This is a genomic window from Streptomyces sp. NBC_00029 (assembly GCF_045160505.1).
Taxonomy (GTDB): Bacteria; Actinomycetota; Actinomycetes; order Streptomycetales; family Streptomycetaceae; genus Streptomyces.
This window is the reverse complement of record NZ_CP108292.1, coordinates 214,138-238,862: the sequence shown is the minus strand read 5'-3', so window position 1 is coordinate 238,862 and position 24,725 is coordinate 214,138. Positions and strand designations below refer to the sequence as shown.

The 24,725-nt window shown below is 68.1% G+C and carries 22 protein-coding genes and 6 pseudogenes; 14 read left to right on the top strand and 14 right to left on the bottom strand.

What is annotated here, in order from left to right:
* The first annotated feature begins 395 nt into the window (after positions 1 to 395).
* Positions 396 to 734 carry an STAS domain-containing protein gene (locus OG753_RS01120; protein WP_405786709.1) on the top strand — a complete coding sequence of 113 codons (339 nt, stop codon included), beginning with the start codon at positions 396 to 398 and terminating at the stop codon, positions 732 to 734.
* Positions 735 to 1,477: 743 nt separating this feature from the next.
* On the opposite strand, the gene OG753_RS01115 is transcribed toward OG753_RS01120, so the two are convergent.
* The 3 genes from OG753_RS01115 to OG753_RS01105 all read right to left on the bottom strand — a co-directional run bounded on the left by OG753_RS01115 (position 1,478) and on the right by OG753_RS01105 (position 4,738).
* Complete coding sequence (locus tag OG753_RS01115) at positions 1,478 to 3,496, bottom strand: SGNH/GDSL hydrolase family protein (RefSeq protein ID WP_405786707.1); 2,019 nt, start codon at positions 3,494 to 3,496, stop codon at positions 1,478 to 1,480.
* Positions 3,493 to 3,669, bottom strand: a complete 177-nt coding sequence (locus OG753_RS01110) for a hypothetical protein (RefSeq protein ID WP_405786706.1) — start codon at positions 3,667 to 3,669, stop codon at positions 3,493 to 3,495. Before OG753_RS01110 ends, OG753_RS01115 begins: the two co-directional genes overlap by 4 nt.
* Before the next feature lie 292 nt (positions 3,670 to 3,961).
* Entirely contained in the window at positions 3,962 to 4,738 is a 777-nt protein-coding gene (locus OG753_RS01105; RefSeq protein ID WP_405786705.1) for a transposase family protein, read from the bottom strand.
* Positions 4,739 to 5,040: 302 nt separating this feature from the next.
* On the opposite strand from OG753_RS01105, the gene OG753_RS01100 reads away from it, so the two are divergent.
* Both OG753_RS01100 and OG753_RS01095 read left to right on the top strand, forming a co-directional pair.
* Complete coding sequence (locus OG753_RS01100; RefSeq protein ID WP_405786704.1) at positions 5,041 to 5,586, top strand: hypothetical protein; 546 nt, start codon at positions 5,041 to 5,043, stop codon at positions 5,584 to 5,586.
* 156 nt (positions 5,587 to 5,742) lie between these two features.
* Positions 5,743 to 6,117, top strand: coding sequence for a hypothetical protein (locus tag OG753_RS01095; protein WP_327266605.1), 375 nt, complete (start codon positions 5,743 to 5,745; stop codon positions 6,115 to 6,117).
* Positions 6,118 to 6,151: 34 nt separating this feature from the next.
* On the opposite strand, the pseudogene istB reads toward OG753_RS01095, so the two are convergent.
* Positions 6,152 to 6,691 (bottom strand): annotated as a pseudogene (gene istB, locus OG753_RS01090) (IS21-like element helper ATPase IstB); the annotation flags it as partial.
* 102 nt (positions 6,692 to 6,793) lie between these two features.
* Here istB and OG753_RS01085 point away from each other — a divergent pair.
* Positions 6,794 to 7,637: pseudogene (locus OG753_RS01085) on the top strand (IS5 family transposase).
* 66 nt (positions 7,638 to 7,703) lie between these two features.
* Positions 7,704 to 8,135: a hypothetical protein gene (locus OG753_RS01080; RefSeq protein WP_252310273.1), complete on the top strand. Its 432-nt coding sequence runs from the start codon at positions 7,704 to 7,706 to the stop codon at positions 8,133 to 8,135.
* Between the two features lie 93 nt (positions 8,136 to 8,228).
* Here OG753_RS01080 and OG753_RS01075 read toward each other — a convergent pair.
* Both OG753_RS01075 and istA read right to left on the bottom strand, forming a co-directional pair.
* Positions 8,229 to 8,444 (bottom strand): annotated as a pseudogene (locus OG753_RS01075) (ATP-binding protein); the annotation flags it as partial.
* Positions 8,441 to 9,865, bottom strand: a pseudogene (istA, locus tag OG753_RS01070) (IS21 family transposase). The pseudogenes istA and OG753_RS01075, both read right to left, overlap by 4 nt.
* Positions 9,866 to 10,591: 726 nt before the next feature.
* Between istA and OG753_RS01065 the strand changes: the two are divergent.
* Complete coding sequence (locus OG753_RS01065; protein ID WP_405792482.1) at positions 10,592 to 11,830, top strand: GNAT family N-acetyltransferase; 1,239 nt, start codon at positions 10,592 to 10,594, stop codon at positions 11,828 to 11,830.
* A 128-nt stretch (positions 11,831 to 11,958) separates the two neighbouring features.
* Here the strand turns inward: OG753_RS01065 and OG753_RS01060 are convergent, their stop codons facing one another.
* The 4 genes from OG753_RS01060 to OG753_RS01045 all read right to left on the bottom strand — a co-directional run bounded on the left by OG753_RS01060 (position 11,959) and on the right by OG753_RS01045 (position 14,691).
* Entirely contained in the window at positions 11,959 to 12,096 is a 138-nt protein-coding gene (locus OG753_RS01060; protein WP_405786702.1) for a hypothetical protein, read from the bottom strand.
* A 749-nt stretch (positions 12,097 to 12,845) separates the two neighbouring features.
* A complete protein-coding gene (locus OG753_RS01055) occupies positions 12,846 to 13,361 on the bottom strand; it encodes a hypothetical protein (protein WP_405786700.1) in 516 nt (171 codons plus the stop codon).
* Between the two features lie 422 nt (positions 13,362 to 13,783).
* Positions 13,784 to 14,428 carry an L-threonylcarbamoyladenylate synthase gene (locus tag OG753_RS01050; protein WP_405786699.1) on the bottom strand — a complete coding sequence of 215 codons (645 nt, stop codon included), beginning with the start codon at positions 14,426 to 14,428 and terminating at the stop codon, positions 13,784 to 13,786.
* A 98-nt stretch (positions 14,429 to 14,526) separates the two neighbouring features.
* Positions 14,527 to 14,691: a hypothetical protein gene (locus OG753_RS01045; protein ID WP_405786697.1), complete on the bottom strand. Its 165-nt coding sequence runs from the start codon at positions 14,689 to 14,691 to the stop codon at positions 14,527 to 14,529.
* Positions 14,692 to 14,762: 71 nt separating this feature from the next.
* Between OG753_RS01045 and OG753_RS01040 the strand changes: the two genes are divergently transcribed.
* Positions 14,763 to 15,158: a hypothetical protein gene (locus OG753_RS01040; protein WP_405786696.1), complete on the top strand. Its 396-nt coding sequence runs from the start codon at positions 14,763 to 14,765 to the stop codon at positions 15,156 to 15,158.
* A 474-nt stretch (positions 15,159 to 15,632) separates the two neighbouring features.
* On the opposite strand, the gene OG753_RS01035 is transcribed toward OG753_RS01040, so the two are convergent.
* A complete protein-coding gene (locus OG753_RS01035) occupies positions 15,633 to 16,037 on the bottom strand; it encodes a hypothetical protein (RefSeq protein WP_405792977.1) in 405 nt (134 codons plus the stop codon).
* Positions 16,038 to 16,052: 15 nt separating this feature from the next.
* Positions 16,053 to 16,283 (bottom strand): annotated as a pseudogene (locus OG753_RS01030) (DUF3618 domain-containing protein); the annotation flags it as partial.
* Between the two features lie 224 nt (positions 16,284 to 16,507).
* On the opposite strand from OG753_RS01030, the gene OG753_RS01025 reads away from it, so the two are divergent.
* Positions 16,508 to 18,124, top strand: coding sequence for a right-handed parallel beta-helix repeat-containing protein (locus tag OG753_RS01025; protein ID WP_405786695.1), 1,617 nt, complete (start codon positions 16,508 to 16,510; stop codon positions 18,122 to 18,124).
* Between the two features lie 142 nt (positions 18,125 to 18,266).
* Entirely contained in the window at positions 18,267 to 18,902 is a 636-nt protein-coding gene (locus OG753_RS01020; protein ID WP_405786693.1) for a TetR family transcriptional regulator, read from the top strand.
* 738 nt (positions 18,903 to 19,640) lie between these two features.
* On the opposite strand, the gene OG753_RS01015 is transcribed toward OG753_RS01020, so the two are convergent.
* Positions 19,641 to 20,144, bottom strand: coding sequence for an RICIN domain-containing protein (locus OG753_RS01015; RefSeq protein WP_405786691.1), 504 nt, complete (start codon positions 20,142 to 20,144; stop codon positions 19,641 to 19,643).
* 465 nt (positions 20,145 to 20,609) lie between these two features.
* Positions 20,610 to 21,596: an alpha/beta fold hydrolase gene (locus OG753_RS01010; protein WP_405786690.1), complete on the bottom strand. Its 987-nt coding sequence runs from the start codon at positions 21,594 to 21,596 to the stop codon at positions 20,610 to 20,612.
* Between the two features lie 145 nt (positions 21,597 to 21,741).
* On the opposite strand from OG753_RS01010, the gene OG753_RS01005 reads away from it, so the two are divergent.
* The 5 genes and pseudogenes from OG753_RS01005 to OG753_RS00985 all read left to right on the top strand — a co-directional run bounded on the left by OG753_RS01005 (position 21,742) and on the right by OG753_RS00985 (position 24,701).
* Positions 21,742 to 22,371: a helix-turn-helix domain-containing protein gene (locus tag OG753_RS01005; RefSeq protein WP_405786689.1), complete on the top strand. Its 630-nt coding sequence runs from the start codon at positions 21,742 to 21,744 to the stop codon at positions 22,369 to 22,371.
* A 295-nt stretch (positions 22,372 to 22,666) separates the two neighbouring features.
* Positions 22,667 to 22,918 carry a hypothetical protein gene (locus tag OG753_RS01000; protein WP_405786688.1) on the top strand — a complete coding sequence of 84 codons (252 nt, stop codon included), beginning with the start codon at positions 22,667 to 22,669 and terminating at the stop codon, positions 22,916 to 22,918.
* Positions 22,919 to 23,096: 178 nt separating this feature from the next.
* A complete protein-coding gene (locus tag OG753_RS00995) occupies positions 23,097 to 23,531 on the top strand; it encodes a transposase family protein (RefSeq protein ID WP_405792480.1) in 435 nt (144 codons plus the stop codon).
* A pseudogene (locus OG753_RS00990) lies at positions 23,528 to 23,770 on the top strand (transposase); the annotation flags it as partial. The gene OG753_RS00995 and the pseudogene OG753_RS00990, both read left to right, overlap by 4 nt.
* Before the next feature lie 76 nt (positions 23,771 to 23,846).
* On the top strand, positions 23,847 to 24,701 hold the full coding sequence (locus OG753_RS00985) for a transposase (protein WP_405786687.1): 855 nt from the start codon (positions 23,847 to 23,849) through the stop codon (positions 24,699 to 24,701).
* Positions 24,702 to 24,725: the final 24 nt, after the last annotated feature.

The window sequence follows — 24,725 nt, the reverse complement described above, 5'->3', positions numbered from 1 at the left end:
GACCTGCCGGAAGGGCGAGCCTGGCCTCCGCGGCGAGGAGGCAGACATGTCCGCACACCTTCCGGACTCAGGTGCATGGAACACTTCCCAACCGCCCCGTGAGCAGGAATCCGTCCTCGGAGTGTGGGGCTGCCGGCGCCGGCAGACAGGTCTTCGGCATATGGCCGGGGTGGGGGATGCGCCGTGATTGCCGCAACGGGGCATGGGTAGACGCAACGCATCGATCAACCCGGTCTGGCGAAGCCCGCGCGCCACCTGGTGGTCACAGCCGGTGGCCAGTGGCGAGGCGGGCCCCCTCGCCCGGCTGTGCGCGGCACCGGTCGCTCGCTGGGACGGCCATGCCCGTCCCGATGGGTTGCGTTCCGTGACGGGTTGCTGTGAACGGTGGATGCGCCATGAGCCTCAGAGATTTCACCGTCGGCGTTGCCGAGCAGCCGGAGCGGGCCGTCGTGTCGGTGAGCGGCGACATCGACTTCGAGACCTGCTCCTTGCTGAGCCGCGTCGTGGACGCGCTCGTTCTGCCCGGCCGGACGCTGGTCCTTGACCTCACCCGCATCACTTTCCTGGGCACCAGCGCCCTCCACGTCCTGCTCGCTCTACGCGCTCGCGCCATCGAGGAGGAATGGACCCTCGAGCTCGCCGGCACCCCCGACCAGGGGCTGCGCGTCCTGGAGCTCACTGCCACCCGCCACCTGTTCAGCCTCCACCCCGCCATGGCACCCACTCCGAGGTGAACACACTGCGTGGGTGGGCTGCGGATCTGCCAGACCCGCAGCCCCGGAACAAGAGGGTCCGTGCGGCGAAAGTCAATCTGCCACCTGCGCCCCCTCCGCTTGATGTTCTTCGCCTGGATGAGACAGCCGAAGCACTCCCCGGAGCGATCCACCCACCACCACAGGTAGTCCGCCGCGACACGGCCCTCCTGCTGCCTGTTGAACAGCGCGTACCGGACCTCAGGGCGGACGGCTCGGCACAGCCGCCTGGTGATGTACTCCTCCTCCCACCCTCCCTCGTAGGCGATGAGCTCGCTCATTTCTGCCTCGACCTGGGCCGTTGCCCTGCAGAACGCTTGATGCACAGGAGACGTGGCGTAGCTCGCTGTGCCTTCTTCCCTCATAGCGCTGGCCCCCCTCGACGAGGGCTCAGGGTATCGAGGAACCATCTGCCTGCACCGCTCCATGTCCTCACCTGCGGCTCTACGCAGTGCAGAGCGGTCCGGCGCCTGCAGGGTGCAGTGCCGGGCCGCTCTGCCACGCGTCAGGCGACTGTGGCCGGTTGCCTGGTTCCGGGTGTCGGGAGACGGCTGGTACGGACAGCCGGCGGTGTTTCTGCGCGCCCGGCGGGGGACCTTCGCGCAGCAACTCACCCACGTCTCCACGAGCCGGACGACGTGGTCGACCGGGGCACCGACAAGGAGCCGGATCGTCGCCTCGGGTCTGCCGCCGCGTGGCTCGGGCGGGGGCGAGCCGCACGGCTCCTACCTCGCCCGCGGCCTGGAAGCGGGTCCCCGGTAGGACGGTCCCGTTCCGGGGAGCAGGCTGAAGACGGCAATGCTCGCGGCCCACAGGACGGCCAGTCCGAACAGCACAAGCAGCAGCCAGGGCCAGCGCCCCCTGGTCTGTTCCAGCTCCCAGGCGCGGATCCGGTCCTGACAGTGCGGGTTCCCGGGGTTCTTGGTCATGCTGCATTCGGGCTCGGGGGCCGACAAGGCCTGGCTCGTGGCCTGCCCCTGGCCGGTGGGGGCGCGTCGTTCCAGCAGTTCGGGGTGGTCGTCCAGCCAGGTGGTGAAGGTGTCGAGCATGGCTTCGTGGCCGCGCTCGTTCGGGTGGAGGCTGTTGTGGATCCATTTGGCCGGGCTGAACCGCTGCGAGGCGAAGCCGTTGACCGATGCGATGTCCACGAAGTTGATGCCAGCGTCGCTCTTTCTCCCCTGGCACAGCTGGAGCCGGTGCGCCTTGAGGCTGTCCTTCATCTCGGCCAGGTACTCGATGCCCACGTTGGCGTCGGTTGCGGCGTCAAACATCGTCTTGTCGACCTCGTCCACGAACCGGTGGATGAAGTCCCGCTCGGTCTTCGTCAGAGCCACTCCCTTGCAGCTGTCGGGTGTGTCGAACGGCTGCGGGTAGGGCACGGCCACGATGGGCACACCGGCGGGCAGGGCCTTCCTGAGCGACCGGAACGTCGCGGTGAGGGCCCCTCGGACCTTTGGCAGGTTGCTCGTGAACACCGACTCCTGCTCCTCGCAGCCCCCGGGTGCGATGCACGCCTCTCCGAGGATGGCGAAGCCGGCGTCGTTGCCTCCCAGGGTCACGATGACGAGTGCGGGGCGGAACGGTGATGCCTGACTCGCGAGCTGATCGATCTGGGTGCCTGGCTCGCCCCTCTGCACTTTGAAGAAGCCTGCACCGGGTTTCGCGATGACGTTGAAGGTCCGCGCCCCAGAACATGCAAGGAACAACAGACGGTCGAACCGCCGGTTCCCCGTGGCGAGTCCCACCGCGTATGCGGAAGGCGAGCGCCGGCATTCGTTGCGGCCACCGTCGTCGGTTCCCTCGAAGTAACTGCCCGCGCCCTCGCCCGACATGTAGGAGTCGCCGATCGCCACGAGGACGCGCTCCCCTCCGGCCGGATGGAGGGCCTGCGGTTTGGGGTGCTCGGGGGGAGCCGCCGCGAGCACGCAAAGCGCCGCGAGCACGAGGGCGACGTCTGCATGCGTGTTGGACACGATGGCCAGCAGCAGCACCAGCGCCATGGCGACGAGGACCGCAGCCAGCACCCAGTCGAAATACCAAAGACATGCGACGGCCAGGAAGACCACGACGAACCAGGCGATACCCAGCCACCCGACGACGCCGAAACCAGCTTCGGGTCCCGCAGCAGACTTCCGCTCACGCAGTCGGCGTACGCCCCACTCGGACAAGACATTGAGCCCGAGCGGCAAGGCCACGAAGAGGGCCACGCCGAGGGCGATGAGCAGGACCAGGAAGAGGCCGCCCTTGGCCTTGGGCAGCAGGACGGCAACCGCGCCCGCAGTCAACACGGTCAGGGCACACAGGGCCACACCCCACCGCCGGAAGGCCTTCCTCGGCTGACCAGGTTTGGCCCCCCGCCACGCCTCGACGAACCAACCCAGACCGAGCAGCAGCAGGACCGAGCCGACGAGCGGCAGGGCGTCCCCCTCGACACCCGCCCCGTGGACAACGAGCACCAGCACTCCTGCGGCGGTCAGGAACGCGGCCGCCCACACCAGCCACTGCGGCGGGTCCCCGCCCGGCCGTCGCTGATGCCCCACCCACAGCTGTCGCACGACGAAGACGACACTGCACACGCCGAAGAAAATCAGCGCACCGTACAGCTCCGAGAGCGGCACTCCGCGGCTCGACTCCACGACGAGCACCACGGCACCCACGACGAACAGGACCCGCGGCCCCCACCACAGCAGGATGCCACGCCGGTCCCTTCGGCCAGCCTGCTCCGCCGACTCGTCACCGTTCATGTTCCTGCACCCTTCTGCCGGTCGAAGAACGTCGGGCGACGCTCGGTCAGGAACACGCACCACCCGTGAACACCACGCGATGCCTCACCGATATCCGGCGCCAGGACATCGAACGCTGCCGAACCAAGGTCCTTGCCGCACTCGACAACACTCGCCGCCAACGGCGCCGACATCAGCGTCTCCGCAGTCTCGCGGGCCGCCGGAGTCCACCGCAGCCTCATCTACCGCCACCCAGATCTGCACGCGCCGTCACCACCCGCGCCGCCGCAGCACAGATCAACACCCCCGAGCCCCGGAACGGTCGTCTCCAGCTGGAGGGCGGGGACTCGGGGTCTGCATCGGGGGCGCCTTCCTCTCAGTGGGCGAGTGCGCGGTGGCAGAGCTCAGGGGGTTCGCGTCCGACATCACCCTAGAAGCGGGAAGAAGGGGCGAATCGGTTCTGCCGGAGGGCTTCGCGTGTCGCGGTCAGGACAGCGATCGCGTGTCGTCCGGGGCCGGAGCGCGTGACTCGGGTACCAATGAAGCGCGCTGTGGTCCGCAACGACCGGCTGAGCGCGAAACTTGCCAACTCGCAAAGAGTCGCGTCAACGTGCCCGACACCTGCCGCGAGAACACGTCGGCCATCCCTTCGGTCTGACCAGGCACGACTCGACCGCGGCCCGTTTCTACGGATTGGTAGCCATTCAGAACGGCACCCTCGCCGAGGGCACCGCCCGGGGCAACGGCTCCGCGGAGATCCTCAAGTGCCGCCGCTTTCGTTGGTCTCGCAACCTCGGCTGCTGGTACCTCCCGCATTCCCGCGGCCGGCCTGCGGACGCGGATCTCTGTGCCGTCGATGATTCCGGTCTGCCCGCTGGAACCGAGGTGGTCGATGACCTCGGCGAGCGTCCGCAGGCTAAGTCCCTGGGAGATGGTGCAGTCTCGCTCGGCCAGTAGAGGCCGGACTTCGCCGATGGCCCGGGTGACGGTGGACCGGTCAACACCGAACCAGCAGGCCAGCACGTCGTGGGTGGCCCCATGGCGGAGGTGCACCAGCGTGGCCAGGAGCCGGTCGATGAAGACCAGCTGGTGCTTTGAGCCAGCGCCGACGGCCCGCTTCCGCGGCCTGGCCACCAATCTCGCCTGGTGCCGGTCATGCCATGACGGACCCAACTCGGCAACGAGTTCGGCGATCACGTCGGCTGACAAACCTGTGATCCTCCGGTCGCCGATGATCGCTGCACGAGCCTCTGTCCCCACCACGAATCCATGATCAGCGATCGCGGACCCGACGTCTCACCGCCAACCGTGCACGAGCTCGTTAGATGCTTGATTCCAATGGGTCTGTCTCTTGTTAGTGAATCCAGCATGTTTGTCGTGGAACCCAACCGCTGCTGGCTGGCCGCGTGCCGGGGCAGTGCGGCAGGCTTCGCGGAGGCGATGGGGGATGACGGTGGCCTCCCCCACGTGGGGGAGGCCACCGTCCTGCTCTCGTTCCACAGGGCCGTCCGAGTCGGCCGCGCAGGCTGATGAAGCCTGTTTGGTAGCGCGTGACGATGTGTGGCATGAGCATTCAATCGAGCGACTCGACGGTCATCTCCGCAGCGGCGCCGCCCCGCTGGGCTGTCTGCGCTGCGCATCTGACGACATGGGTGGTCCTGCCGAGCGGACTGTGGCGCATTGCCCTGGTGCTCGGATACCCGGCCGGATACAGCGACGTTGACTTCGAGAGCTTCCAGACGATCGGCGCGAAGGTATGGATGCTGACACTCAGCGTGGTCTGCGAGCTCGCAGCCTTCCTCACGATCGGTCTGGTACGGCCGTGGGGTGAGGTCGTGCCCCACTGGATACCGCTGATCGGAGGGCGAAGAGTCCGCCCCGTGGCCGCGGTGGTCCCTGCCGCCCTCGGCGCGGTAGCCCTGACCGCACTCTGGGCCTTCACCCCCTGGTGGTGGACCTTCCCTCACGACGACATGACACCCACCGGAAGCCTCGTGGTCGGCATCCTCTACCTACCGCTGTTCCTCTGGGGCCCGCTCCTCGCCGCCGTCACCATCTCCTACCACCGCCGCCATCGCACCCCGCGCCGCCCGGTGGGGATCGCCGTGTGAGCGCCCGCCCAGAGGCGGCGTCCTCTGCCATTGCCGGCGTACGGACTTGTCTCCCCAGTTGCGTACGGACGAACGCCCCCAGCTCTGATCGCGGGTTGCGGCAGTGCGGCAGGGATCTCGGTTGAGATCGATGTCCCGAACAGGGACACTCGCGCGATGAGCCGCAGCAAATCGTCTGAACCGATCGAGCGAGGGTGGGACGAGCCCTGGTATCGGGTCCGTATGGAGGGTTTCGAGGCATCGTTCCTGCCCAGCAACGGCGAGGACTTGGACGAGGTCTGCAACGTCGATGTCTTCGTGACTCTGGAGGATGGGTCTCGTTGGACCGCGACCGTGTTCACCGTCGCGGAAGTCGAGCGCCTGATGAAACTCTGGGCAGGGACCGACGAGGCCCTCGGGGGCCGGTACTTCTGGTTCTCGGACGGCCTGATCGTCAGGGATCCGGGCATCGACAGCATGACCGACGTGATCGCCGGACTGATCGAGAACGGCGAGTTCTCCGAGATCTTTCAGCCGGTGATCAACAACTGATCAAGTGTTCGGCCGCCGGAAGCGACGTGGGTTGTCAGGCCACGTCGTTCTCTCGCTCGATCGCCTTGAGGCGGTTCTTGAGCCGGTAGCTGGGGCCGTTGATGGAGATCACTTCGCAGTGGTGGAGGAGCCGATCGAGGATGGCGGTGGCGAGGACCTCGTCGCCGAAGACCTGGCCCCATTCGCTGAAGGTCTTGTTCGAGGTCAGGATGATCGAGCCTTTCTCGTAGCGCTTGGAGATGATCTGGAAGACCAGGTTCGCCTCGGCTCGTTCGAGGGGCTGGTACCCGACTTCGTCGACGACGAGGACGCTGGGCCGCAAGTAGGTGCCGAGCTTGTTCGTCAGACGGCCGGCGGCTTCGGCGGTTTTGAGGTTGCGGACCATGTCGTCGAGGCTGGTGAAGTGGATCGAGTAGCCGGCCCGGCAGGCCGCGACCGCGAGAGCGACGGCGATGTGCGTCTTGCCGACCCCGGGCGGCCCGAGCAGGGCGGCGTTCGCCTTGCCGTCGACGAACGAGGGGGTGGCCAGGTCCTTGACCTTGCGCGGGTCGAGGTCGGGCTGGAAGGAAAAGTCTTAGAACTTGCGCGGATAGGCGTTGTGGGACCCCGGCGGCACGACAGGCACAGGTCTTGGCGATCATGGAGTTGCGACGCTCTGTGACCATCGGAGAGACCTGTGCCTGTCCTGCCATCATGGCTGACCGAACCGCTGTGGGATCAGTTCTCGGTGCTGCTGCCCGAGCGGCCGGTGTACCACCCGAACCATCCGCTGCGGTGTCACCGTCCGCGCATCGGCGACCGGATCGTCTTCGACAAGCTCCTGCAGCTGCTGCGCTTCGGCTGTTCCTACGAGGCGATAGCCGACGCCACGTGCTCGGCCACGACGATCCGCAACCGTCGCGACGAGTGGATCCGGCTCGGGGTGTTCAGCCGGTTCAAGCAGATCGCACTCGGCGCCTACGACCGGATCGTCGGCCTCCTACTCGATCAGATCGCCGTCGACGGCTCCATCACCAAAGCCCCCGGCGGGGGCCAGGCCGCCGGACGGTCCCCGGTCGACCGCGGCAAACAGGGACTGAAGCGTTCAGGAATGGTCGACGGCTACGGAATCCCGCTGGGCCGGGTCCTGGCCGGCGCGAACCGCCACGACTCCCCGATGCTGGCACCCACTCTGGACCGTCTGGGTGATCTCGGCCCGCTGCCCGATGAGACCACCGTGCATCTGGACGCCGGCTACGACTCGACCAAGACCTGTGTCCTCCTCGCCGAACGAGGCCTGCGCGGCCAGTCTCGCCCACAAGGGCGAGAAGGCCCCGATCCAGGCAAGCCGACGCTGGCGCGTGGAGCGCACCCACGCCTGGCAGAACGCCTTCCATCGCCTTGCCCGCTGCTTCGAGCGCCGCACCATCGTGATCGACGCTTTCTTCGACCTGGCAGACACGATCATCACTGTCCGCAGCCTCATCCGCCGGGCCTGGACGACCCACCGCTGGGATGAGCGCCCGCGCCGACGTCCGTGACCTCCCCGCTGGCGGCCCCGCCCACGGCGTCAGCGACAATGACACCACCGGACGACAGGACAACACATGCGGCGATTCGCACTGCCCTGGGGCGAACTTGAGGTGTTCGCCGCCAATGAGCCCGTCCCCGCGGCCCTGCAACCCACCACCGAGGCCCTCGTGCATCTCGAGGACCGCTTCCGTCCGGCACTCCTTCGGCCGCACCTGCGACCAGAAGCTCCCTACGTGGCGGTCTGGCCCGCGAGCCGACCAGCACCCGACCTCACCGAGAACGCCACACCGGACCCGCATGCCCTGGAAGAGGTCGTCCTCGCGGAAATCCACTCCCTGACCTGCCACGCCTGTACGGCACGCTTCCGAGCCGTCTACCCCGACACCGGACTCCCGATCTTCGGACGGCATATCGGAGCACACCAACTGATCAACGGCTGCCCCCGCTGCGGCAGCGATTTCGCAGCGTCGCGGATCCAGGCCCTCACCTTGCTGCCACTGACCTGACGGCACCCTCGTCACAACCTGTCACAGCGCCCGTGATCCATCAGCACCTACCAGCCCACCCGCCTATCCACGCGAGTTCTTACTCGTCGAGTTCTTGTGGTGCGGCAGCCGGGAGAGCCGCAGGCCCTGGCGGAAGCGGCGGTCGTCGCGGACGGCGAGTTCCTCGGAGAGGACCAAGTCGAGGAAGTCGAGGTAGCCCATCTTTCCCTCGTCGGCCCGCCGAGTGTACTCGTTGATCGTTTCGGCCAGGTGGGGCAAGCCGAGCTTGCCGGCCGTGTTGCGGATACGGGTGGAGACCAGCTCGCTCAAGACGTTTCCCTCGTGCTCGGACGGGTGGTGAAGGGACGGGTGCCGGTCAGCTCGTCATAGACCGACAGCGCACGGCGGCCGACCTCGACGTGGGTGGTCGTGGCCCGGTTCAGCAGTGCCTGCAGAGGTCCGGCCTCCTCGCCCAGTGGACGTTCATGGCGAGGTCGTGGCAGGACCTCGCCGGTGGTGGTGCGGCGTCCCTTGCCGGTGGGTAGACCGTCCCAGTGGGCCTCTTCGACGACGCGGACCCCGCGGCCGATCGCCCGCGGATGGTTGGCCAGCAGCGTCTCGCCGCTGCTGTCCGCGATGGTGGAGTGCAGCATGACCTGCGACTTCGTGGCCCTGATCTCCACCAGCTGACGTGGTCGGACCCTGCGGGCGCGGCGGGCACCGCCTAGAGGTTGCCGCCGAAGGCGACCAGGCAGTCCTTGCCGACCGGCCGCAGGTGCCGCTCGGCCACCAGATACGGAGTCTCCGGCAGCGGTTTGAGGGTCATGTGGTCGCGGGCCCCCCGCTCTCCGATGATCTGCTGGTGAGTCCTGTGGGCCTGAGCCCGTCGCTGCGGCACCCATGCGGCGAAGGCGGCGTCCATCTCCTCGACGGAGGAGAAGGACCGGCCGGACAGGACGTGGTCACGGACGATGAGGACCTGCCGTTCGACGTGGCCCTTGCCGGTGGACCGGTAGGCGGCCAGGACGTCGATGTCGAAGTCATAGTGGCCGGCGAACCCGACCGCTTCCGGGTGCAGCGGGACCGCCTCGCCCGGAGCGACGTGGCGGCGGACGACGGTCTTCGTGCGGTCGTAGACGATCGTCATCGGGACGCCACCGAAGTGGGCGAAGGCCCGGCGGTGGCAGTCGAAGAACGTCTGGAGGTCCTGGCTGGTGGTGAAGCAGCAGAACGGGTCGCGCGAGTACGACAGCGTCATGTGGAAGGAGTAGACCTTCCCGATGCCCATGTGGGCGAAGATCTTTCCCTCGTCGCGCCCCAGTCGACCTGGGCCTGGGCGCCGGGGATGACCTCGAAGCGGCGGTGCATGCCGGCGAGTTCCGTCGGCGTGATGCCGAGTTCCTCGGCGATACGAGGCCGGGCTTCCTGAACGTAGAGCTTGACCCTCTGGTAGTTGCCGTGAAACCGTACGCCGCGGTCAGCCGCCCGTGGATCACCGCGGCCTTCATCAGGATCTCCGCCCGGAGCATCGAGTCGACCAGCGGCGCGAACTCGTCGATCACCCTCGCATTCGACCGCCCGTTCGGCGACCGGCGCGGCGGGGTCGCCGGATCTGGTGCCGACAAATACTTGCGGACCGTCTTCCGGTCCAGCCCGGTCTCCCGGGCCACCTCCGAGAGGCTGATCGCCCCGGACTCCAACAGACTCCGGAAGCGCCGCAGTTCCAACCATCGATGCGGATCCAGGACCATCGTTGATCGCCTTCCGCCGCCTCTCACCGACCAAGCAGCAGAGTGCCGAGCAGCAGGTCTCAACGCATCAACAACTGTCCCTTTTCATCCGTACGCGGGTGGGGACGTTCACGTGTACGCCGACACCGCGGCCGCCTCCTGAACCAACTGCACATCATCAGGACCATGGTTGTAGGTGTTATCTCATCCGGTCCGGCCGATCGCCCGGCTTGATGCCTCACCCGTGTTGACGAGAAGGAAGGACTCAGCGGCCAAGTCCAGTGAGTCCGTCACCCAGGATGCCGGCGCCCAGAAGGAGGAGCACGACCGTGGTGATCACAGACTGTTGGTGATCATGAATAGCCTGACGCTGTCCAGGAGCGACGCCGCGCGCTGTCCGCCGAGGAGATGGGATGACGACGGCGCCGAGGACGGTGCGGGATCCGAGGAGAAGTCGACTTCACGCACGTAACCTTCTGCGACTGCACCGGACTGACCGACCTCCTCCGGGCCCGGGCCCCAGCCCGGCAATCCGGAGCCTCCTTCGGCACAGGTCCACGTGAACGCACCCACCGTGATCCGTCCCTTCGACCCCACCGAAGCCGGCCCGCTTCTCGGACTCGGGCTCGCTGCGGCCTGAACGTGAGCCGGCGTGGTTGGCCACCCCGCGCCCGTCGGCGCTGACGACGAGCTGCGAAAAACTTGTTGGACCGGATGGTGGGGCGATGACACAGTCTCGCTGTGACCATGATCAAAAGCTATTCCGGAGCTGTTTCGTTGCCCGACGGCCTCGTCCTGCGGCAGGCGAGGCCCGCAGATCTTGACCAGATCGGCGCGCTCCTGTCCGAGCGCGGTGAGCCTGACGACGCCGTCGACCACCGGCTGGTGGTCAGCGACCCCGACGCAGGCCTGTCCGCCTGTGCCGTGGTCGTCGACGGCGACCGGGTCGTGTCCACCGCGACGCTCCTCGACGAGGAGGTGTGCATCGGTGGCATCCGTCTGCCCGCCGGGCAGGTGGAACTGGTCGCCACCGCGACCGAGTACGAGGGACGCGGGCTCGTCAGGGCGCTGATGCACTGGGCTCACGAGCGCTCTGCCGAGCGCGGCCACGTCGTCCAGGCCATGATCGGAATCCCGTACTTCTACCGGTTGTTCGGCTATGAGTACGCCATCGACATCCCGCAGGCGCCGGCGCTGAACGTGAACGCCCTGCCGCCCGGCGATGGGACGGCGACGCTCCGTGCCGCCCGGCCCTCCGACATCCCCGCCATGGCCGCCCTGCAGGCCTCGGCCCAGAGCGGGTTCGATGTGACCATGCCGCACTCGGCGGCGTGCTGGCGCTGGCTCCTGGACCACGGGGCGAGCAGCCTCTGGGTTCTGGAGCAGGCCGGCACGGTCATCGCCACCGCGCGCACCACGCCTCCCGGTGAGGAGACGCTCCTGGCCGAGGCAGCGGCGCGCGACGAGGCGGCGGCCCGCGACCTCTTGAGCGGCGTCGCCGCTCTGGCATCCGGCGACGATCCACTACGGATCGTCCATCGGGCGGGCACCGTGACGGGCAACGCGTGGCAGGAGTTCGTCGACCACGAACCGCGCGGAAATGCAGAGCAGTACTACCTCCGCATCCCGGATGTCGCGGCACTGCTCGACCGGCTGCGTCCGGTGTTCCGGCAGCGCCTCGCCACGGCCGGGGTCGACCGCACCGGCCGGGACATCGTCATCTCCACCTTCGGCGCCCACTACCGGATTCCCGTCCTCGCGGGCGGGCTCGGCGAGGTCGTCACCGGCGGCCCGATACAGTCGCCGGGAGCTGTGGAAGGCGCCGGGGTGGCGCCCGACCATCTGGCCGCCCTGCTGTTCGGCCCGCACGGAATGGAGGGGCTGACCCGGATCCGCCCCGACGTCTACTCCGCGGACGAAGAGCTGTTCCAGGTGCTCTTCCCTCCCCTCACTGCCGACGTGCTCAGCTACTACCTGCCGTACTAGTCGGCTCAACCCGCGTGACGCGGGGCCGGTCGCGGGCGTTGAAAGCCCGACACGTGCCAGCCGGCCCACCACCCTGGGCTGGTATCCGTGTGACGGTCCCGCCACTCCGTCCGGTGGCGGGACCGTCGTCAATGCCCCGGCAGTGGCGGGCACAAGCGCTCGAGCAGGTACAGCAGGGCCGCCATGTCCGCCATGTCCGCCACGGCCGCGAAGTCGGCCAGCAGGGTGCGGATGCGGGCTTCGGCGCCGTCACGGACCGCCCGCACGATGTGCTCGACCGTCTCCCGGGCCCGGGGATCGATGCTTGCCGGACCGGCCGTGGCCCAACCACGGCCGGCCGGCCCGGCAGACTTCCCCGGCCCGGCACCCGCCGAGGCGCATGACACCCCCGCCATGCCCTCCCCAACGGACCGCGCTGCCGCAAGGTCACTGCCCCCGGCGCAGGGCCCTTTGCCCGTGCCCAGCACGGCTACCGACCCGAACCCGGTCAGGAACCGGTCAAGACCTGGGAGCCGGCGGGCCCGGTGCCCCGGGAGGAGGCCTCGGCGACCGCGGGGGAGCCGAGCCAGGACTGCGGGATCAATGCCACAGTCCTGGCTCAGGGCGCCTTCCCTCGGAGGCCCGACGCTGGAACGTACCTATGAGGCAGATGCCCTCACTGCGGGCAGGAAAGGGGGGGCGAGGCCTGCGCTGGTGAACACGTAGCTGACTGATCGCTTGTCTGGTCCCGGATAGGAGACGACGACGGCGGTCCCGTGGCTGTTGGTTCCGCCGTGCTGCGGTGTCATCTGCGTGTAGGCGCGTCCGCGCTGGTCGGCTGCCCAGGTCGCGGTGGAATCGGTCCAGGTGATCACATCTCCGGCGACATGGACCCAGTCGCAGGGACACGGACGGCTGGGAGGGTGCTGCGCTGCTCGGGGTGGGAGACACTGCCGTCGCCTCGGACGTGCGTGGAGCCGGCGAGCACCCGAAGGTGCACGCCAGCGCCACGCCTACCGCTGCGACCAGCAGTCCCCTACCAGTTGTAGCCACGTCCGCCCATGATCGTCACGAGAGTGCTGTTCGGCATTCCGCTCCGTGCGGGCACGCTGGACCACACGGTGGTCGCCGAGTCCAGGTAGGCCGCCCAGTCCCCGTCGTAGCCCTGGAACGGGACCCAGTGGTAGATCGTGTTGGTCTTGTTGGGGTGGCCGACCAGATGCGGGCCGTTGTAGACCTCCATCGAGTTGCCGACCAGGGAGGCGCCGAGGTCGGTGTCAGATTTGAGGCGGTTCTTGAAGAGGGTGACGTCTGCGCTGGTCGGGGTGTACGGCAGGTTTTCCCTGATATGGGTGAACCCGCCCGACTCGTCGTTCAGCTGTTTGTTCATCGCGTCCACTCCGGTGCCCCCGTTGTTCGGCGTGATCCCGACCCAGCGGGCGAAGGTCCCCTGGTCGTGGTTCCAGATACCGCGCATACCCAGGGCCATCACCAGCGTGGCAGGTCCACAGTAGTTGTCGTACCACTGGCCCTGGTGGGTGTTCGCGAGCATCCTGCTGGTCGCGGAAGTCGAGACACGAATCAAGGCGCCCTTCCGGCGGAAGCGCAGATCCTTACACGCCGAACCTGTTGAGGGGGATGTGAGGTTGACCAATAGACTCCAGCCACAACTGGCCGGATTGTCCAAAAGTGATGACTATCGACGGCCCTCGGCCGCCCCACGGCGCCACCTCGTGAGAGGGGAAGCTCAGCTTCCACGGTTACCGCCCGCGATTGGCTCCGGATGAAGTCGGCTGGCGCAGTTCGCCGACAGTTCCACCCCGCTGGGGGATCTGGCCCGGCTGGCTGCCGACGATCCAGCGAGGGAGCCCGACCGGCTCCTGTCCCACTCATGGACGCAGGCTACGATCCGGCCCGGCCCGCCACAGCGTAGGGTCCGCAAAAGGAAGCCGGAGGGGCCGGCCGGGACAGGGATCACGCCTCCCTGAGGTCGGGTACGACCTTGCGCAGGATCTCGGCGCTGATCGCGCCCGCGCGCTTGAGGACCGGCACCGGGCCCGTGAGATCCACGATCGAGGAGGCTACGGCAGCCTCGGTGCGCCCACCGTCGAGGTAGACGGCGACCGAGTCGCCGAGCATGCCTTGGGCGGCGTCACAGTCCTGCGGAGACGGATGCCCGGTCAGGTTGGCGGAGGAGACCGCCATCGGCCCCGTCTCGGCGAGCAGCTCAAGCGCCACCGGATGGGACGGCATCCGAACCGCGACCGTGCCGTGGGTCTCCCCAAGATCCCACGTCAGCGACGGGAGGTGGCGGGCGACCAGAGTCAGCCCGCCCGGCCAGAACGCCTCCACCAGGGCCCAACCCTGATCTGGGAAACCGGTGACCAGATCGTGCAGGGCCTCCGGGGATGCGACCAGCACCGGTGAGGGCATGGCCCGGTCCCTGCCCTTGGCATTGAGCAGCCTCTCCACCGCGTCGCGGTCGAAGGCGTCCGCCCCGATGCCGTAGACGGTGTCCGTCGGCAGCACCACCAGATCACCCCGACGCACCGCCGACGCGGCCTCGCGCAGCCCGTCGCCCCGGCCCGACGCCGTGGAGCAGTCAAAACGAACGGCCATGTCCGCACTCCGTCCCACCGGGCGCTCGGCCCGAACCTGCTGGCTCACCCCGGCAGGCTACCGGCACGGCCGCCCCACCGTGGGGCTCACGGGCCCTGTCAACGCCAGGAGGGTGAATGCGGGGTGGGCTGTGTGCGCCAGGAGCGGGTCAGCCACCACAGCGCGCCGATGGCTGTGGCGGCGGCGGACATGACTCCGATGACCTCGCCGACGGCGAAAGCCTGCGAGGTGGGGTCGATGGAAGCGACGATCCGGCCCGGCATCGTACGTGTGAGCGAAACTCCGCGATATGCGCAGGCCGCTGGGTTGTCTTCGGCTGATTAGGATCATGACCATGGATGAGGTGATCGGCGTTGGCCCTGGTGACGAGGAACTGGCCCATGAGGCGGCGGCGGTCGCTGTTTCCTGGGTTCTCGAGGGAGGGCTGACGGAGCAGCAGGATTCACAGTTGGTCAATGTGGCTCGGCACGGTGGCTCCCACGATTGGATGGGGGAGGCGATGTTTGTCGGCAGATGGGCGAAAGCCCTTCGCGACGCCGTCGACGGTGCCACCGACGACGAAGAGGGCCGACAGTGCGTGGCCGTGGCGAAGGACACCGCGCTCCTGGAGCTGCGGGGGCGCCTGCTCTTCCATATCGACATGTTGTGGAATATGCCCAGCTCCGACCACCCCGGCGCCCGTGAATCCCTGCGCAGGATCGTCGCCGCCGGCGGTTCCAGGAGCGGCTGACCCGACGGCCTAGTGTCCTGCGTTGGAAGCTCCGCGATGGTTCCGGCGCAGGCTCCAACAGTCAACGCGCCTGATCGACGTCCGGAACCCCGGTCGCCGAGGCGCGGCAGATCTACCGACCGATTACGGGACGGCCCTGAGTCAGCTGACCAGAAGTTCGCCGGTTGTCGGGGGCTGCTGTAGGTGGTGCTGGTTGGTGGTGTTCGTTCCGTGGTGCTGGATGCTGCTGGGTGGTGATCACCGGGCTGGATGGTGTTGTCCGGGTCGTGGTGTGAGGGCCGTCGGCGAGCGATGACACTCGCGTCCGGCCCGGAGGCTGGCTTCCCGGCTGACGGGCACCGTGGAGAAAGTTCGGCCGCTGCTCCCGCCCGGCGGGCTGCCCCGCTGATTGGCCTTTTCTTGCAGGTCGGAGTCTTGTGCCGTGGTCTCCATGACAGTGGATATCAAGGTCGTCCGGGCTGGACAGGTGTACCGCTACCTCTGAACCGGCGCCGCCGTTGGAGGGTTCAGCCGGGCAACCGGCTTGTAGGCGATCTCGGCCGCCTTCACCGGTGCCTCCAACTGCGGCGCAGAAGCAGGTATACGACGAGCGCGGCAGCCGCGGCGATCAGCAGGGGTGCGGTTGGCCCCGCGCCATGGTCGCGGCCTTCTCGCGGCCCGGTCCGGGGTCTTCTCGGCGGCGAGGCGTCCAGCCTGGGTCGCGGCTTTGCGTACCTGGACCGCGGCGTGGGCTGCCTTGTCTAAGGCCGGATCGGGGGTCTTGTCCTTCACCAACTGAGCGGCCTGCCCTACCTTCTCGCGGAGCCGGCCGGTTACATGGGTCGCCTTCTCGGCGGCCTGCTCCTTGATCTCGGCCACCTTCTCCTTGGCTTGGACCATCACGTCGGCCTTGGCCGCCAGCGCCTCAACGGTCTGGCCGAGCTCCTCGCGGGTCTGTTCGACCTGTTCGCGCAGCTCTTCGGGGGTGGGCGCGGATTCATCGCCCTGAGACTGATCGGTCAGGGTGTGCCTTCCACTTGAGAGCCGCCGTGCTGTGACCCGTAGGCAGGCCGGGCACCCCGAGGTCCTCCGCAGTGTCAGCCAGACAGAGCAATGACATGACGCACTGTCAGAACGTTTACACATAGTCCGGGGTTGCGTTCGATTTTTGAGTCTGGAACTGTCACTCGAGTAACTCACCCCCCTCACAGCGGACTTCGGAGCGCCACGTCCCCGGGCTTCACTGCCCGGCGCCTTGCCCCGGCCCGGCGATACGGACGGAATGCCTCCTTGTGTGCTCTCTGCTCGCGGCTACGGCCCACGGAGGGCACCAGCCGATTCGCCAGGACCAACTGGGAGACCAGGCAACAGTGAAACGCACGAGCACCCTCGCCCTGACCGCAGCACTGCTCGCTTCAGCCGCCCCGCTCGGCCTCGCCACCATGGGAGCCGGTACCGCGCACGCCGCAGCCCGCACGTACTTCGTCAGCCCCAGCGGCAACGACAGCAACTCGGGCACGTCCACCCAAGCTCCCTTCCGGACCCTCCAGAAGGCCGCGGACAGCGTCGAGCCGGGCGACACCGTCTCGATCATGAACGGCACGTACTCCGAGCGTTCTGCGGGGTCGAACGTGCTGACCATCAAGCGCTCCGGCCTCCCCGGAGCCCCCATAACCTTCACCGCTCATCCCGGTCACCATCCGGTGATCCACCCGGTGAAGGCGTGGAACGGCATCAGCGTTCACGGCGCCTCCTACATCTCCATCAAAAACCTAGAGGTCAAGGGCAACAACGCAGCCCTCACTCTGGCCGGAGCTGAACGAGAGTCGAAGAAGGGCGACCCCACCTACAACACCAACTGCATCTCCGTGGAACAGGACCGGTCCACGGGTGCGCTGTCGCACCACATCGAGGTGACCGGCAACGAGGTGCACGGTTGCGCCGGCGGCGGCATATCGGCCATCGACTCCGACCACGTAACCATCTCAGGCAACCACGTGCATGGGACCTCCTGGTACGCGGTGTACGCAACCAGCGGCATCTCCGTCCTGACCCCGCGCGACGTCGGGGGCGGCGACGCCGGGACGTACAAGATCCGCATCACCGGCAATCGCGTCCACGACAACGAGACCAAGATCAAATGGGAGAAGTGCGGCTGCTACTCCGACGGCAACGGCATCATCATCGACACCCTCAAAGGCGACGCCGATCACCCCGCCTACAGCGGACGCGTACTGGTCGCCAACAACCTCTCCTACGACAACGGCGGCTCCGGCGTCCACTCCTACAAGAGCCAGCACGTCGACATCGTCCACAACACGGCCTACCTCAACGGGCGCAGCACCCGCATGGAGAGCTACGCCAACATCTTCGCGCACGACAGTACCGACGTGCGGCTGCTCAACAACATCGCGTACGGCCGGCCGGGGCAAGCGACGAACAGCAAGTCCCGCAATGTGGACGTCACCTACGACTACAACATCTACTTCGGCGGCAAGGCCCCCGAGGTCCAGGGCCCGAACGATGTCATCGCCGATCCGAAACTCACCAAGGCAGGCACCGGGGCGGACGCCGACTTCCGGCTGACCAAGGGCTCCCCCGCCGCCCACTCAGGTATGCCGTTCGCCGCCGTCACCACCGACTTCACCGGAGCCCGCCGGGCCGGCGGCGCGCCCGACCGGGGCGCCTACGGCTTCGGCGCCAAGAACAGCGGCATCCTCGGAAGTGCCTCCGAGACCGCCTCCCCCGGCCGGCAAAGTGCCGCCCCCGCCGGGAGCGGCCAGTCCGCCGGAAGTGACCCCGCCGCCTCACCGGGCGTGCAAGCCGGCGACGGCACCGATAGCGGCTCCGGGCTGAAGCCGCACAGCGGAAGCGGTCCGCTCGCAGAGACAGGCGGCTCCAACCCGGCGCTCCCGCTCAGCATCGCGGCGGTGGTCCTCGCCCTCGGCGGCGGCCTCCTCTACGCGGCGCGGCGCAAGCGCTCCTGATCCCTCCGGATCACTGGGGACGCCAAGACGTGGTGCCGGCCCCGACCCCTCTCCAAGGGTCGGCACCACCGCCCGCCCACCGCACCCCCACTCACGAGCCCGGCTCGCCGAACGAGCTTCGGCCCCTGGCAGACTGGCCACCATGGCGGCGGCAAGGCACCGGATCGAAGCGGCGACACTCACAGGTGGCTCGGTACCCGACCCCCCGCGCGTCGCCTGGCGCAAACAGATGAGGCAGCGCGTATTGGACGCCGCTCGCGACCTCACATGCGAAGCCGGCTGGGACCAGGTCAGCCTCTCGGCCGTCGCCGCCCGCGCCGAAGTGTCGCGCCCCTCGGTGTACAAGGAGTTCGGCAACCGAGCCGGCCTGGGCCGGGCGCTGGTAGTCCGTGAAACCCAGCAATTTCTGGCGGGTGTGGCCGATGCCCTCTATCCCGGCGTGCCCGATTCCCATGCCTGCCTCCAGGCGGCCATCCTGTACGTACTTCAGGAGGCCGACAATCAGCCCCTCATAAGAGCCGTCATCACAGCCGCCCGAAAGGGCTCCGACAGCCTCCTGCCCTACCTCACCGCCCGAGCGGACCCGATCTTCGACGCCGGTCAAACCCTCGTCCAGGGCTGGCTGGCCACGCGATACCCACAACAGCACACGGAGTCACTGCAGATGGCCGCAGACGTCATCGTCCGCATGACCATCAGCCATCTCATCCTGCCGGCCGACGAACAACACCTCACCGCCCCAAGACTGGCGACTGCAGCCCTGAAACTACTGCAGTAAGTCGACCTGCAACCTGAGCGGCGGGGTGTTGCCCCCAAGACAGTTCGGCACAAGGCAGTCCGCCAGACCGATCGCCGGATGCACTCGCGAAAATTGGTGATCACTGACGCTCCCCACACCATGCCGACATCTCCAAGAGCTTCGAATCGAGGGTGCCAACGATCTCACCAACGCGAGCATCACCCGCCGGTGCCTCGATCGCAGGCCGCACGTTTGGACGATGACGTGATTCGGCTCTGTCGGGGATCTTGTGATGTCGCATGGCTGAGCTGGGCAGTCTCTGCATATGCGGTCCAGGGGCGTTGGGGCGACTGTTGCTGCATCTGTCCGGTCGGCTCGTGCGAGCTGGGTGGCGCAGGCGTCGAGCAGCGGCTTCAACCGCTTTGAGAAGCGCCCCTTGTCCAGGTCATGGGCCAGCCTGCCCGACGGATCGATGAGCCGTTCCTGTGTCTGGCGGTGGCGATCATTGGCCGGGCGGGCGCGTCGGAGAGACGCGCCGTGCGTTCGGCGCCGGGGCGGCGGGCTGCCTTGTGCTGCTGATGGTCTGGAACTTCATCTACGTTCTGGCCGATCTACACGGGACGCCGATCCCGGTAGACCAGTGGCGCGGACGGACGTGGCTGGGCACCAGGATCTGGTGATCCTGTGCAGGGACACACCGAGGGCGCCCGGCCGGATCTCCTGATGCTGGTGGCGTCGGAGCTCCTGGTCGGGCCCTCTCGGCCGTCCGCTATCGGATCACTGGCGCCAGCCCTGATAACCCGCCTGGTAAGACGGCCAGCTGCACGTGTGGAGACGCAGGCCGTAGTTGGCGCTCATGTCGATGCACTTGTCGGAGACGGCATCGTTCCACCACTGGTACCCGTCCGCACCGGTGCCCGCGTGCCACCTCTGGTAGCCGTTGTTGTCGGCCTCGGAGCTGCACGTGTGGGTGCGGAGACCCTGAGCGGAGCTGCCGTCAAGGCACCGGCCCGTCGCGACGTTCCTGAGCCTGACACCGCCGGGGTAGGCGGTCACCGTCCACTGCTGGTAGCCGTTCTGGTAGCTCGCGGTGTTGCACGCGTGCGCCCGGAGGCCGTGGGCGGGGCTGTCGTCCATGCAGGAGTCCTCGTGCGCGACGTTGATCATCCACTGCTGCCACTCGCCGGTCGCGCCGCTGGACGCCGCCGCGGCGCCGGGCGCGGTGGCGAGCGCCCCGATCATGCCGATGACGGCGGCCAGCAGAGCAAAGGTTCTGCGCATGGGGAAACACTCCTTGGTGCGGTGCATTGGAGAGGACTTCGCGGCGCACCGCACCCTCCCGGCGGTACGTGGCAGTGATCACGATGAAGCCCACGGGCCCCGCCGTCCAGCGTTCAATTTCCTTGGCTTTACCTGTGGGGCTCAAGTGACGGAGATGGCGAGCCGGCGGCGACGGTCTGCATGGCTGTGCTCGTCGGTGTCACGGGCTGTTCCAAGTTGGTGCAACCATGGCCAACGCCCGCAGCCCCGTGCCACTCGGGACGGGAGCGAGGCGCCACCTGAAGCGCTCAGTCACAGGAAGATGTGAGCCGACACACGGTATTGGTCACACGGGCGCGCTTGTCGGCACCGGCGTAGGGGGATCTGCGGTGCGACTGTTCGGCATCGCCGAGCAGATCGATATGTGTCACCTTGGCGTGGCCCGCCCGAAACGCACTGCCAGGCTGGACTGGTAGCCCGCCTGTTTCAGCTCTGGATCGTGGCGAGCCAGTCGGTCAGCAGGCGGTTGACCTCGTCGGGGCGTTCTTGCTGGATCCAGTGGCCGCAGCCTTCCAGGAGGTGGGAGACCGAGAGGCAGGGGAGGGTGATGGGGTAGGCGTCGATGGCGTCGGACATCCAGGTGGTGGAGGCGTCCAGGGCGCCGCCGATGAACAGGGACGGCTGCTTGATCGGGGCTCCGCGGTGGGGGGCGAGGTCTTCCCAGTCGCGGTCCATGTTGCGGTAGCGGTTGAGGGCGCCGGTCAGGCCGGTGCGCTCGAACTCCCCGGCGAAGATGTCGAGGTCGTCCTCGCCCAACCATGCCGGGAGCGGGCCGCCGGGGAATCGGTCGCGCAGCCGGCCGCCGCGGGCGACGAAGTGCGGGTCGGGTTCGTCCTCGGCGGGCATGGTGTCGGCGGACAGGGCCGCGTAGAAGCCCGCGAGCCAGCTCCGGACGTCGGGCTCGATCTCCGCCTCGGCGCGGCCGGGCTCCTGGAAGTAGGAGACGTAGAACTCCTGCTCGGGGCTGCCGATCTGGCCGAAGATATCACTGGGGCGGGGGCCGCCGGGCGGCGCGTACGGGACACTCAGCAGGCCGACGGCCCGGAAGATTCCGGGGTGGAGCAGGGCGGAGGTGGCGGCGATGCTGGAGCCCCAGTCGTGGCCGACGATCACTGCGTTCGCCTCGCCGAGGGCGTGCACAACGGCGACGTTGTCCTCCACCAGATCGAGCATGCGGTACGCGTCGGTCGCGGCGGGCTTGGAGGAGCGGCCGTAGCCCCGCACGTCGATCGCCACTGCCCGGTACCCGGCGGCGGCGAGGGCCGGGAGTTGTCGGCGCCAGGAGTACCAGGACTCGGGGAAGCCGTGCACGAGCAGGACCAACGGGCCGGTGCCTTGCTCTGCCAGGTGCAGGCGCCCGGCTGGGGCCTCGATGGTGCGGTGGCGGAGTGCGGCGGTCGGCTCGATTCGCATGGGGGACTTCTCCTCGGTTCGCGGGCGGTCGGCGGGAACCCGTCGATCATGCGGTGCTGCGCCCGCTCGGCGCGATCAGCGTTGCCATTCTGGCAAGGTTGCAGGACAGGGTGGTGAAGCGGCACGGCGGGAAGGATCGGGGACGGTGGCAGGTGTCGATGTGACCCAGACGTTGGCGGAGATGGGGCCGCGGCTGCGGGTCGTGCGCGAGCGCCGTGGCGTCACACTCGCCGATGTCAGCCGCGCGACCGGCATCTCGCCCAGCACGCTGTCGCGGATCGAGACCGGCCGGCGCAAGCCCACCCTGGAGGTGGTGCTGAAGTTGGCGAAGGAATACGCAGTCGCCCTGGACGAACTGGCCGGCACCGCACCCGCCCCTGCGGCCGAGCCCCGCAGTACGGCGCCGCACAGCTTCGGCGACGACAAGGCGGTGTTGCCGCTGACCCCGTACGTCGGCGGCCTGCACGCTCACAAGCACGTCCTGCCTGCCGTCGCGGAGCCGCCCGGACGGCCCCGACAGGTGTCCCACGAGGGCTACGAGTGGCTGTGCGTCCTGTACGGGCGGTTGTGGATCGCGCTCGGAAACCAGGATCTCGTCCTGACTGCCGGGGAAATCGTCGAGTTCGACACCCGCACCCCTCACGGAGTCGCGAATGCCGGATCCGCCGGACCGGTCGAGTATCTGATCATGTTCGGGCCTCAAGGAGAACGTCCACGGCTGCGGACCCCTCCAGCCGCCGGCCGCGGGACCGGTGACAGGAAGGCCGCTGAATGAGCAGCGCCCGGATACGACACCAGCGGCTTTGGGTACGCCGAGGCGGGCCGTGTGTCGCGCGAGGCGTTGCAGTCCCGGGCCGCTACCCGGGCCTGTGTGCCGCGGCCCTCCTCACAGCCCGTCGGCCGGCCTCCTTCGTTGCCTTCGAGCTCTTGCAGCATGACGGCCAGGAGCTCCTGACACGCCCACATGTCGACCGGCGCGCTGCTGGAGAACCTGCTCTCCGAGCACACCCTGGCGGCCCCGTGGACTGCTCTTCCACCCGCCCGCTGACCCACGGGCCGCGAAATGGGTCATGGCCCATTGGGTCGCCGGTCAGATCGCCGACGGATCCCTGGATCCCGCAGTCGGCACCCACCTCATCTGGGCAGACATCGCCTATGACCTCGGCTACCCCGTGGAACTGGAACCCCTCGTCCACTGCGCGCACAACTTGGACGGCTGGGAGGAGAGCTGGGGCGTCTCCGTCGAGGAACTCAACGGGGAAGCAGTTGAGGCAGCGAAGCAGTTCCTTAGCAAGGGGTCGGCCGTTGGGGCGGGGGACTGACCAGCGGTTTGTTCTCGCCACCGGGATTGGTCATTCCCGAGCCGATCCGGTCACTCAGCGTGGCTGCACCACAGAAGCTGAGCCGTGTGAGACGGCGTACGCCTTGTCGCCTGACAAACGAAAGTGACGCTCCCTCAGGTACTTGTCGGTCCGATGCCGTGGTCGGTTGTGGACGGTGATGGTGCTGGTTATGCAGGCCGATGCACCGTTCTGGGACTCGCTGGTGTTCGCGGGGATCGACGATGTGGACGTCGAGGCGGTTACGGCCGCGTTCGGCACGGTCGAGGTGGCGGCGAGAGGCCGCGCTGCCGGGGCTCCCTGTCCGGACTGCGGCCGCTCTTCGGACCGGGTCCACGACCGGTACGAGCGCAGGCTGAAGGACCTTCCGTTCGCTGGTCAGGGCTTTGTGATCCGGCTGACGGTCCGGCGCTTCATCTGCGGTCGGCGGACTGCCCACACCCGACGTTCACCGAGCCGTTCTCCCGGCTGGCTGTCCCGCACTCGCGGTTCACCACGCGACTCAACCGCGCCCTGGAACGGGTGGGGCTCGCCCTGGCGGGGCGGGCCGGCGCTCGGCTGGCGGCCCAGCTGGGCTTTGGTGCGGGACGGATGACCTTGTTACGCAGGGTCATGGCACTGCCTGATCCGCGGTTCAGTACTCCGCGGGTGCTGGGAGTGGACGACTTTGCGATCCGTCGCGGCCAGACCTATCCCACCGTGCTGACCAGTGTCGAAGACCATCGCGTGGTCGACGTGCTCCCGACGCGTGAAGCCGGGCCGCTGGCCGCCTGGCTGGACCGCCACCCTGGCGTGGAGATCATCTGCCGGGACCGGGCGGGCGCCTACGCCGAGGGCGCCCGGCGCGGCGCCCCCAATGCTCTGCAGGTCGCTGACCGGTTTCACCTGTGGCAGGGGTCTCGGCCGCGCCGTGGAGACTTGCGTCGCCGCCCACCGCGACTGCCTGCGCAACCCGACGCCCGGTGCCATGCTCTCGCAGGGCACCCCACCGGCTTCCGAGCGGCCGCTGAACGACGTGGCGCCCGTCAGCCGGCGGGCCAAACGTAAGAAGGCCGCACACGCCCTGGTTCACGAGATGCTCGCCCAGGGCCACTCACGCCGGGTGATTGCCCGCCACCTGGGCTGGGGCCTCAACACCGCGCTCCGATACGCGAACGCCGCACGCTGGCAGGACACTATCCGCGAGAACCGGCCCCGGCCCAGCAGGCTGGACCCCTATAAGCCCTACCTGGAACGACGATTTACCGAGGGATGCACCAGCGTCACCCGGCTCCACAGCGAGCTGGTCGCCGAGCAGGCTCCCGTCACCTACGGCGTGGTCCGTGCCCACATCGCCACCTTGCGCGGAGCTCCGTCCACCGCACCGCCGCGGTCGCCGACGGTGCGGCAGGTGACCGGCTGGCTCACCCGCCACCCCACCGCTCTGACCGAGGAAGGCCGTGTCGGCCTGAAAGACGTCCTGGCCCGTTGCCCCGAACTGGACATGGCCGCCGGACAAGTCCGTGAATTCGGCGAGATGCTCAGCGGCCACCTCGGCGCAACGCTCCCTGTCTGGATCAGCACCGTCGAAGCCAGCCAGCTACCCGGCCTTGCCGGCTTCGCACGTCACCTGCTCCGGGACCTCGACGCCGTGACCGCCGGCCTCACCCTGGACTGGAGCTCGGGCAGCATCGAGGGCGCCGTGAACCGCATCAAGAAGATCAAGAGACAGCTCTACGGCCGAGCCGGCTTCGAGCTGCTCCGGAAGATGATCCTGCTGCAGTAGCGCCTCGCCGTGGATATAGGGAAG

Bases quoted from the DNA above. Each gene is read 5' to 3' on its own strand.
- OG753_RS00995 (WP_405792480.1), top strand. From the start codon at position 23,097: ATGGTGCTGGTTATGCAGGCCGATGCACCGTTCTGGGACTCGCTGGTG.
- OG753_RS01095 (WP_327266605.1), top strand. From the start codon at position 5,743: ATGAGCCGCAGCAAATCGTCTGAACCGATCGAGCGAGGGTGGGACGAG.
- OG753_RS01065 (WP_405792482.1), top strand. From the start codon at position 10,592: ATGATCAAAAGCTATTCCGGAGCTGTTTCGTTGCCCGACGGCCTCGTC.
- OG753_RS01055 (WP_405786700.1), bottom strand. From the start codon at position 13,361: ATGCTCGCGAACACCCACCAGGGCCAGTGGTACGACAACTACTGTGGA.
- OG753_RS01050 (WP_405786699.1), bottom strand. From the start codon at position 14,428: ATGGCCGTTCGTTTTGACTGCTCCACGGCGTCGGGCCGGGGCGACGGG.
- OG753_RS01035 (WP_405792977.1), bottom strand. From the start codon at position 16,037: ATGGTCCAAGCCAAGGAGAAGGTGGCCGAGATCAAGGAGCAGGCCGCC.
- OG753_RS01045 (WP_405786697.1), bottom strand. From the start codon at position 14,691: ATGCCGGGCCGGATCGTCGCTTCCATCGACCCCACCTCGCAGGCTTTC.
- OG753_RS01110 (WP_405786706.1), bottom strand. From the start codon at position 3,669: ATGTCGGCGCCGTTGGCGGCGAGTGTTGTCGAGTGCGGCAAGGACCTT.
- OG753_RS01010 (WP_405786690.1), bottom strand. From the start codon at position 21,596: ATGCGAATCGAGCCGACCGCCGCACTCCGCCACCGCACCATCGAGGCC.
- OG753_RS01100 (WP_405786704.1), top strand. From the start codon at position 5,041: ATGAGCATTCAATCGAGCGACTCGACGGTCATCTCCGCAGCGGCGCCG.
- OG753_RS01080 (WP_252310273.1), top strand. From the start codon at position 7,704: ATGCGGCGATTCGCACTGCCCTGGGGCGAACTTGAGGTGTTCGCCGCC.
- OG753_RS01120 (WP_405786709.1), top strand. From the start codon at position 396: ATGAGCCTCAGAGATTTCACCGTCGGCGTTGCCGAGCAGCCGGAGCGG.
- OG753_RS01000 (WP_405786688.1), top strand. From the start codon at position 22,667: ATGGCCCATTGGGTCGCCGGTCAGATCGCCGACGGATCCCTGGATCCC.
- OG753_RS01015 (WP_405786691.1), bottom strand. From the start codon at position 20,144: ATGCGCAGAACCTTTGCTCTGCTGGCCGCCGTCATCGGCATGATCGGG.
- OG753_RS01040 (WP_405786696.1), top strand. From the start codon at position 14,763: ATGGATGAGGTGATCGGCGTTGGCCCTGGTGACGAGGAACTGGCCCAT.
- OG753_RS01115 (WP_405786707.1), bottom strand. From the start codon at position 3,496: ATGAACGGTGACGAGTCGGCGGAGCAGGCTGGCCGAAGGGACCGGCGT.
- OG753_RS01020 (WP_405786693.1), top strand. From the start codon at position 18,267: ATGGCGGCGGCAAGGCACCGGATCGAAGCGGCGACACTCACAGGTGGC.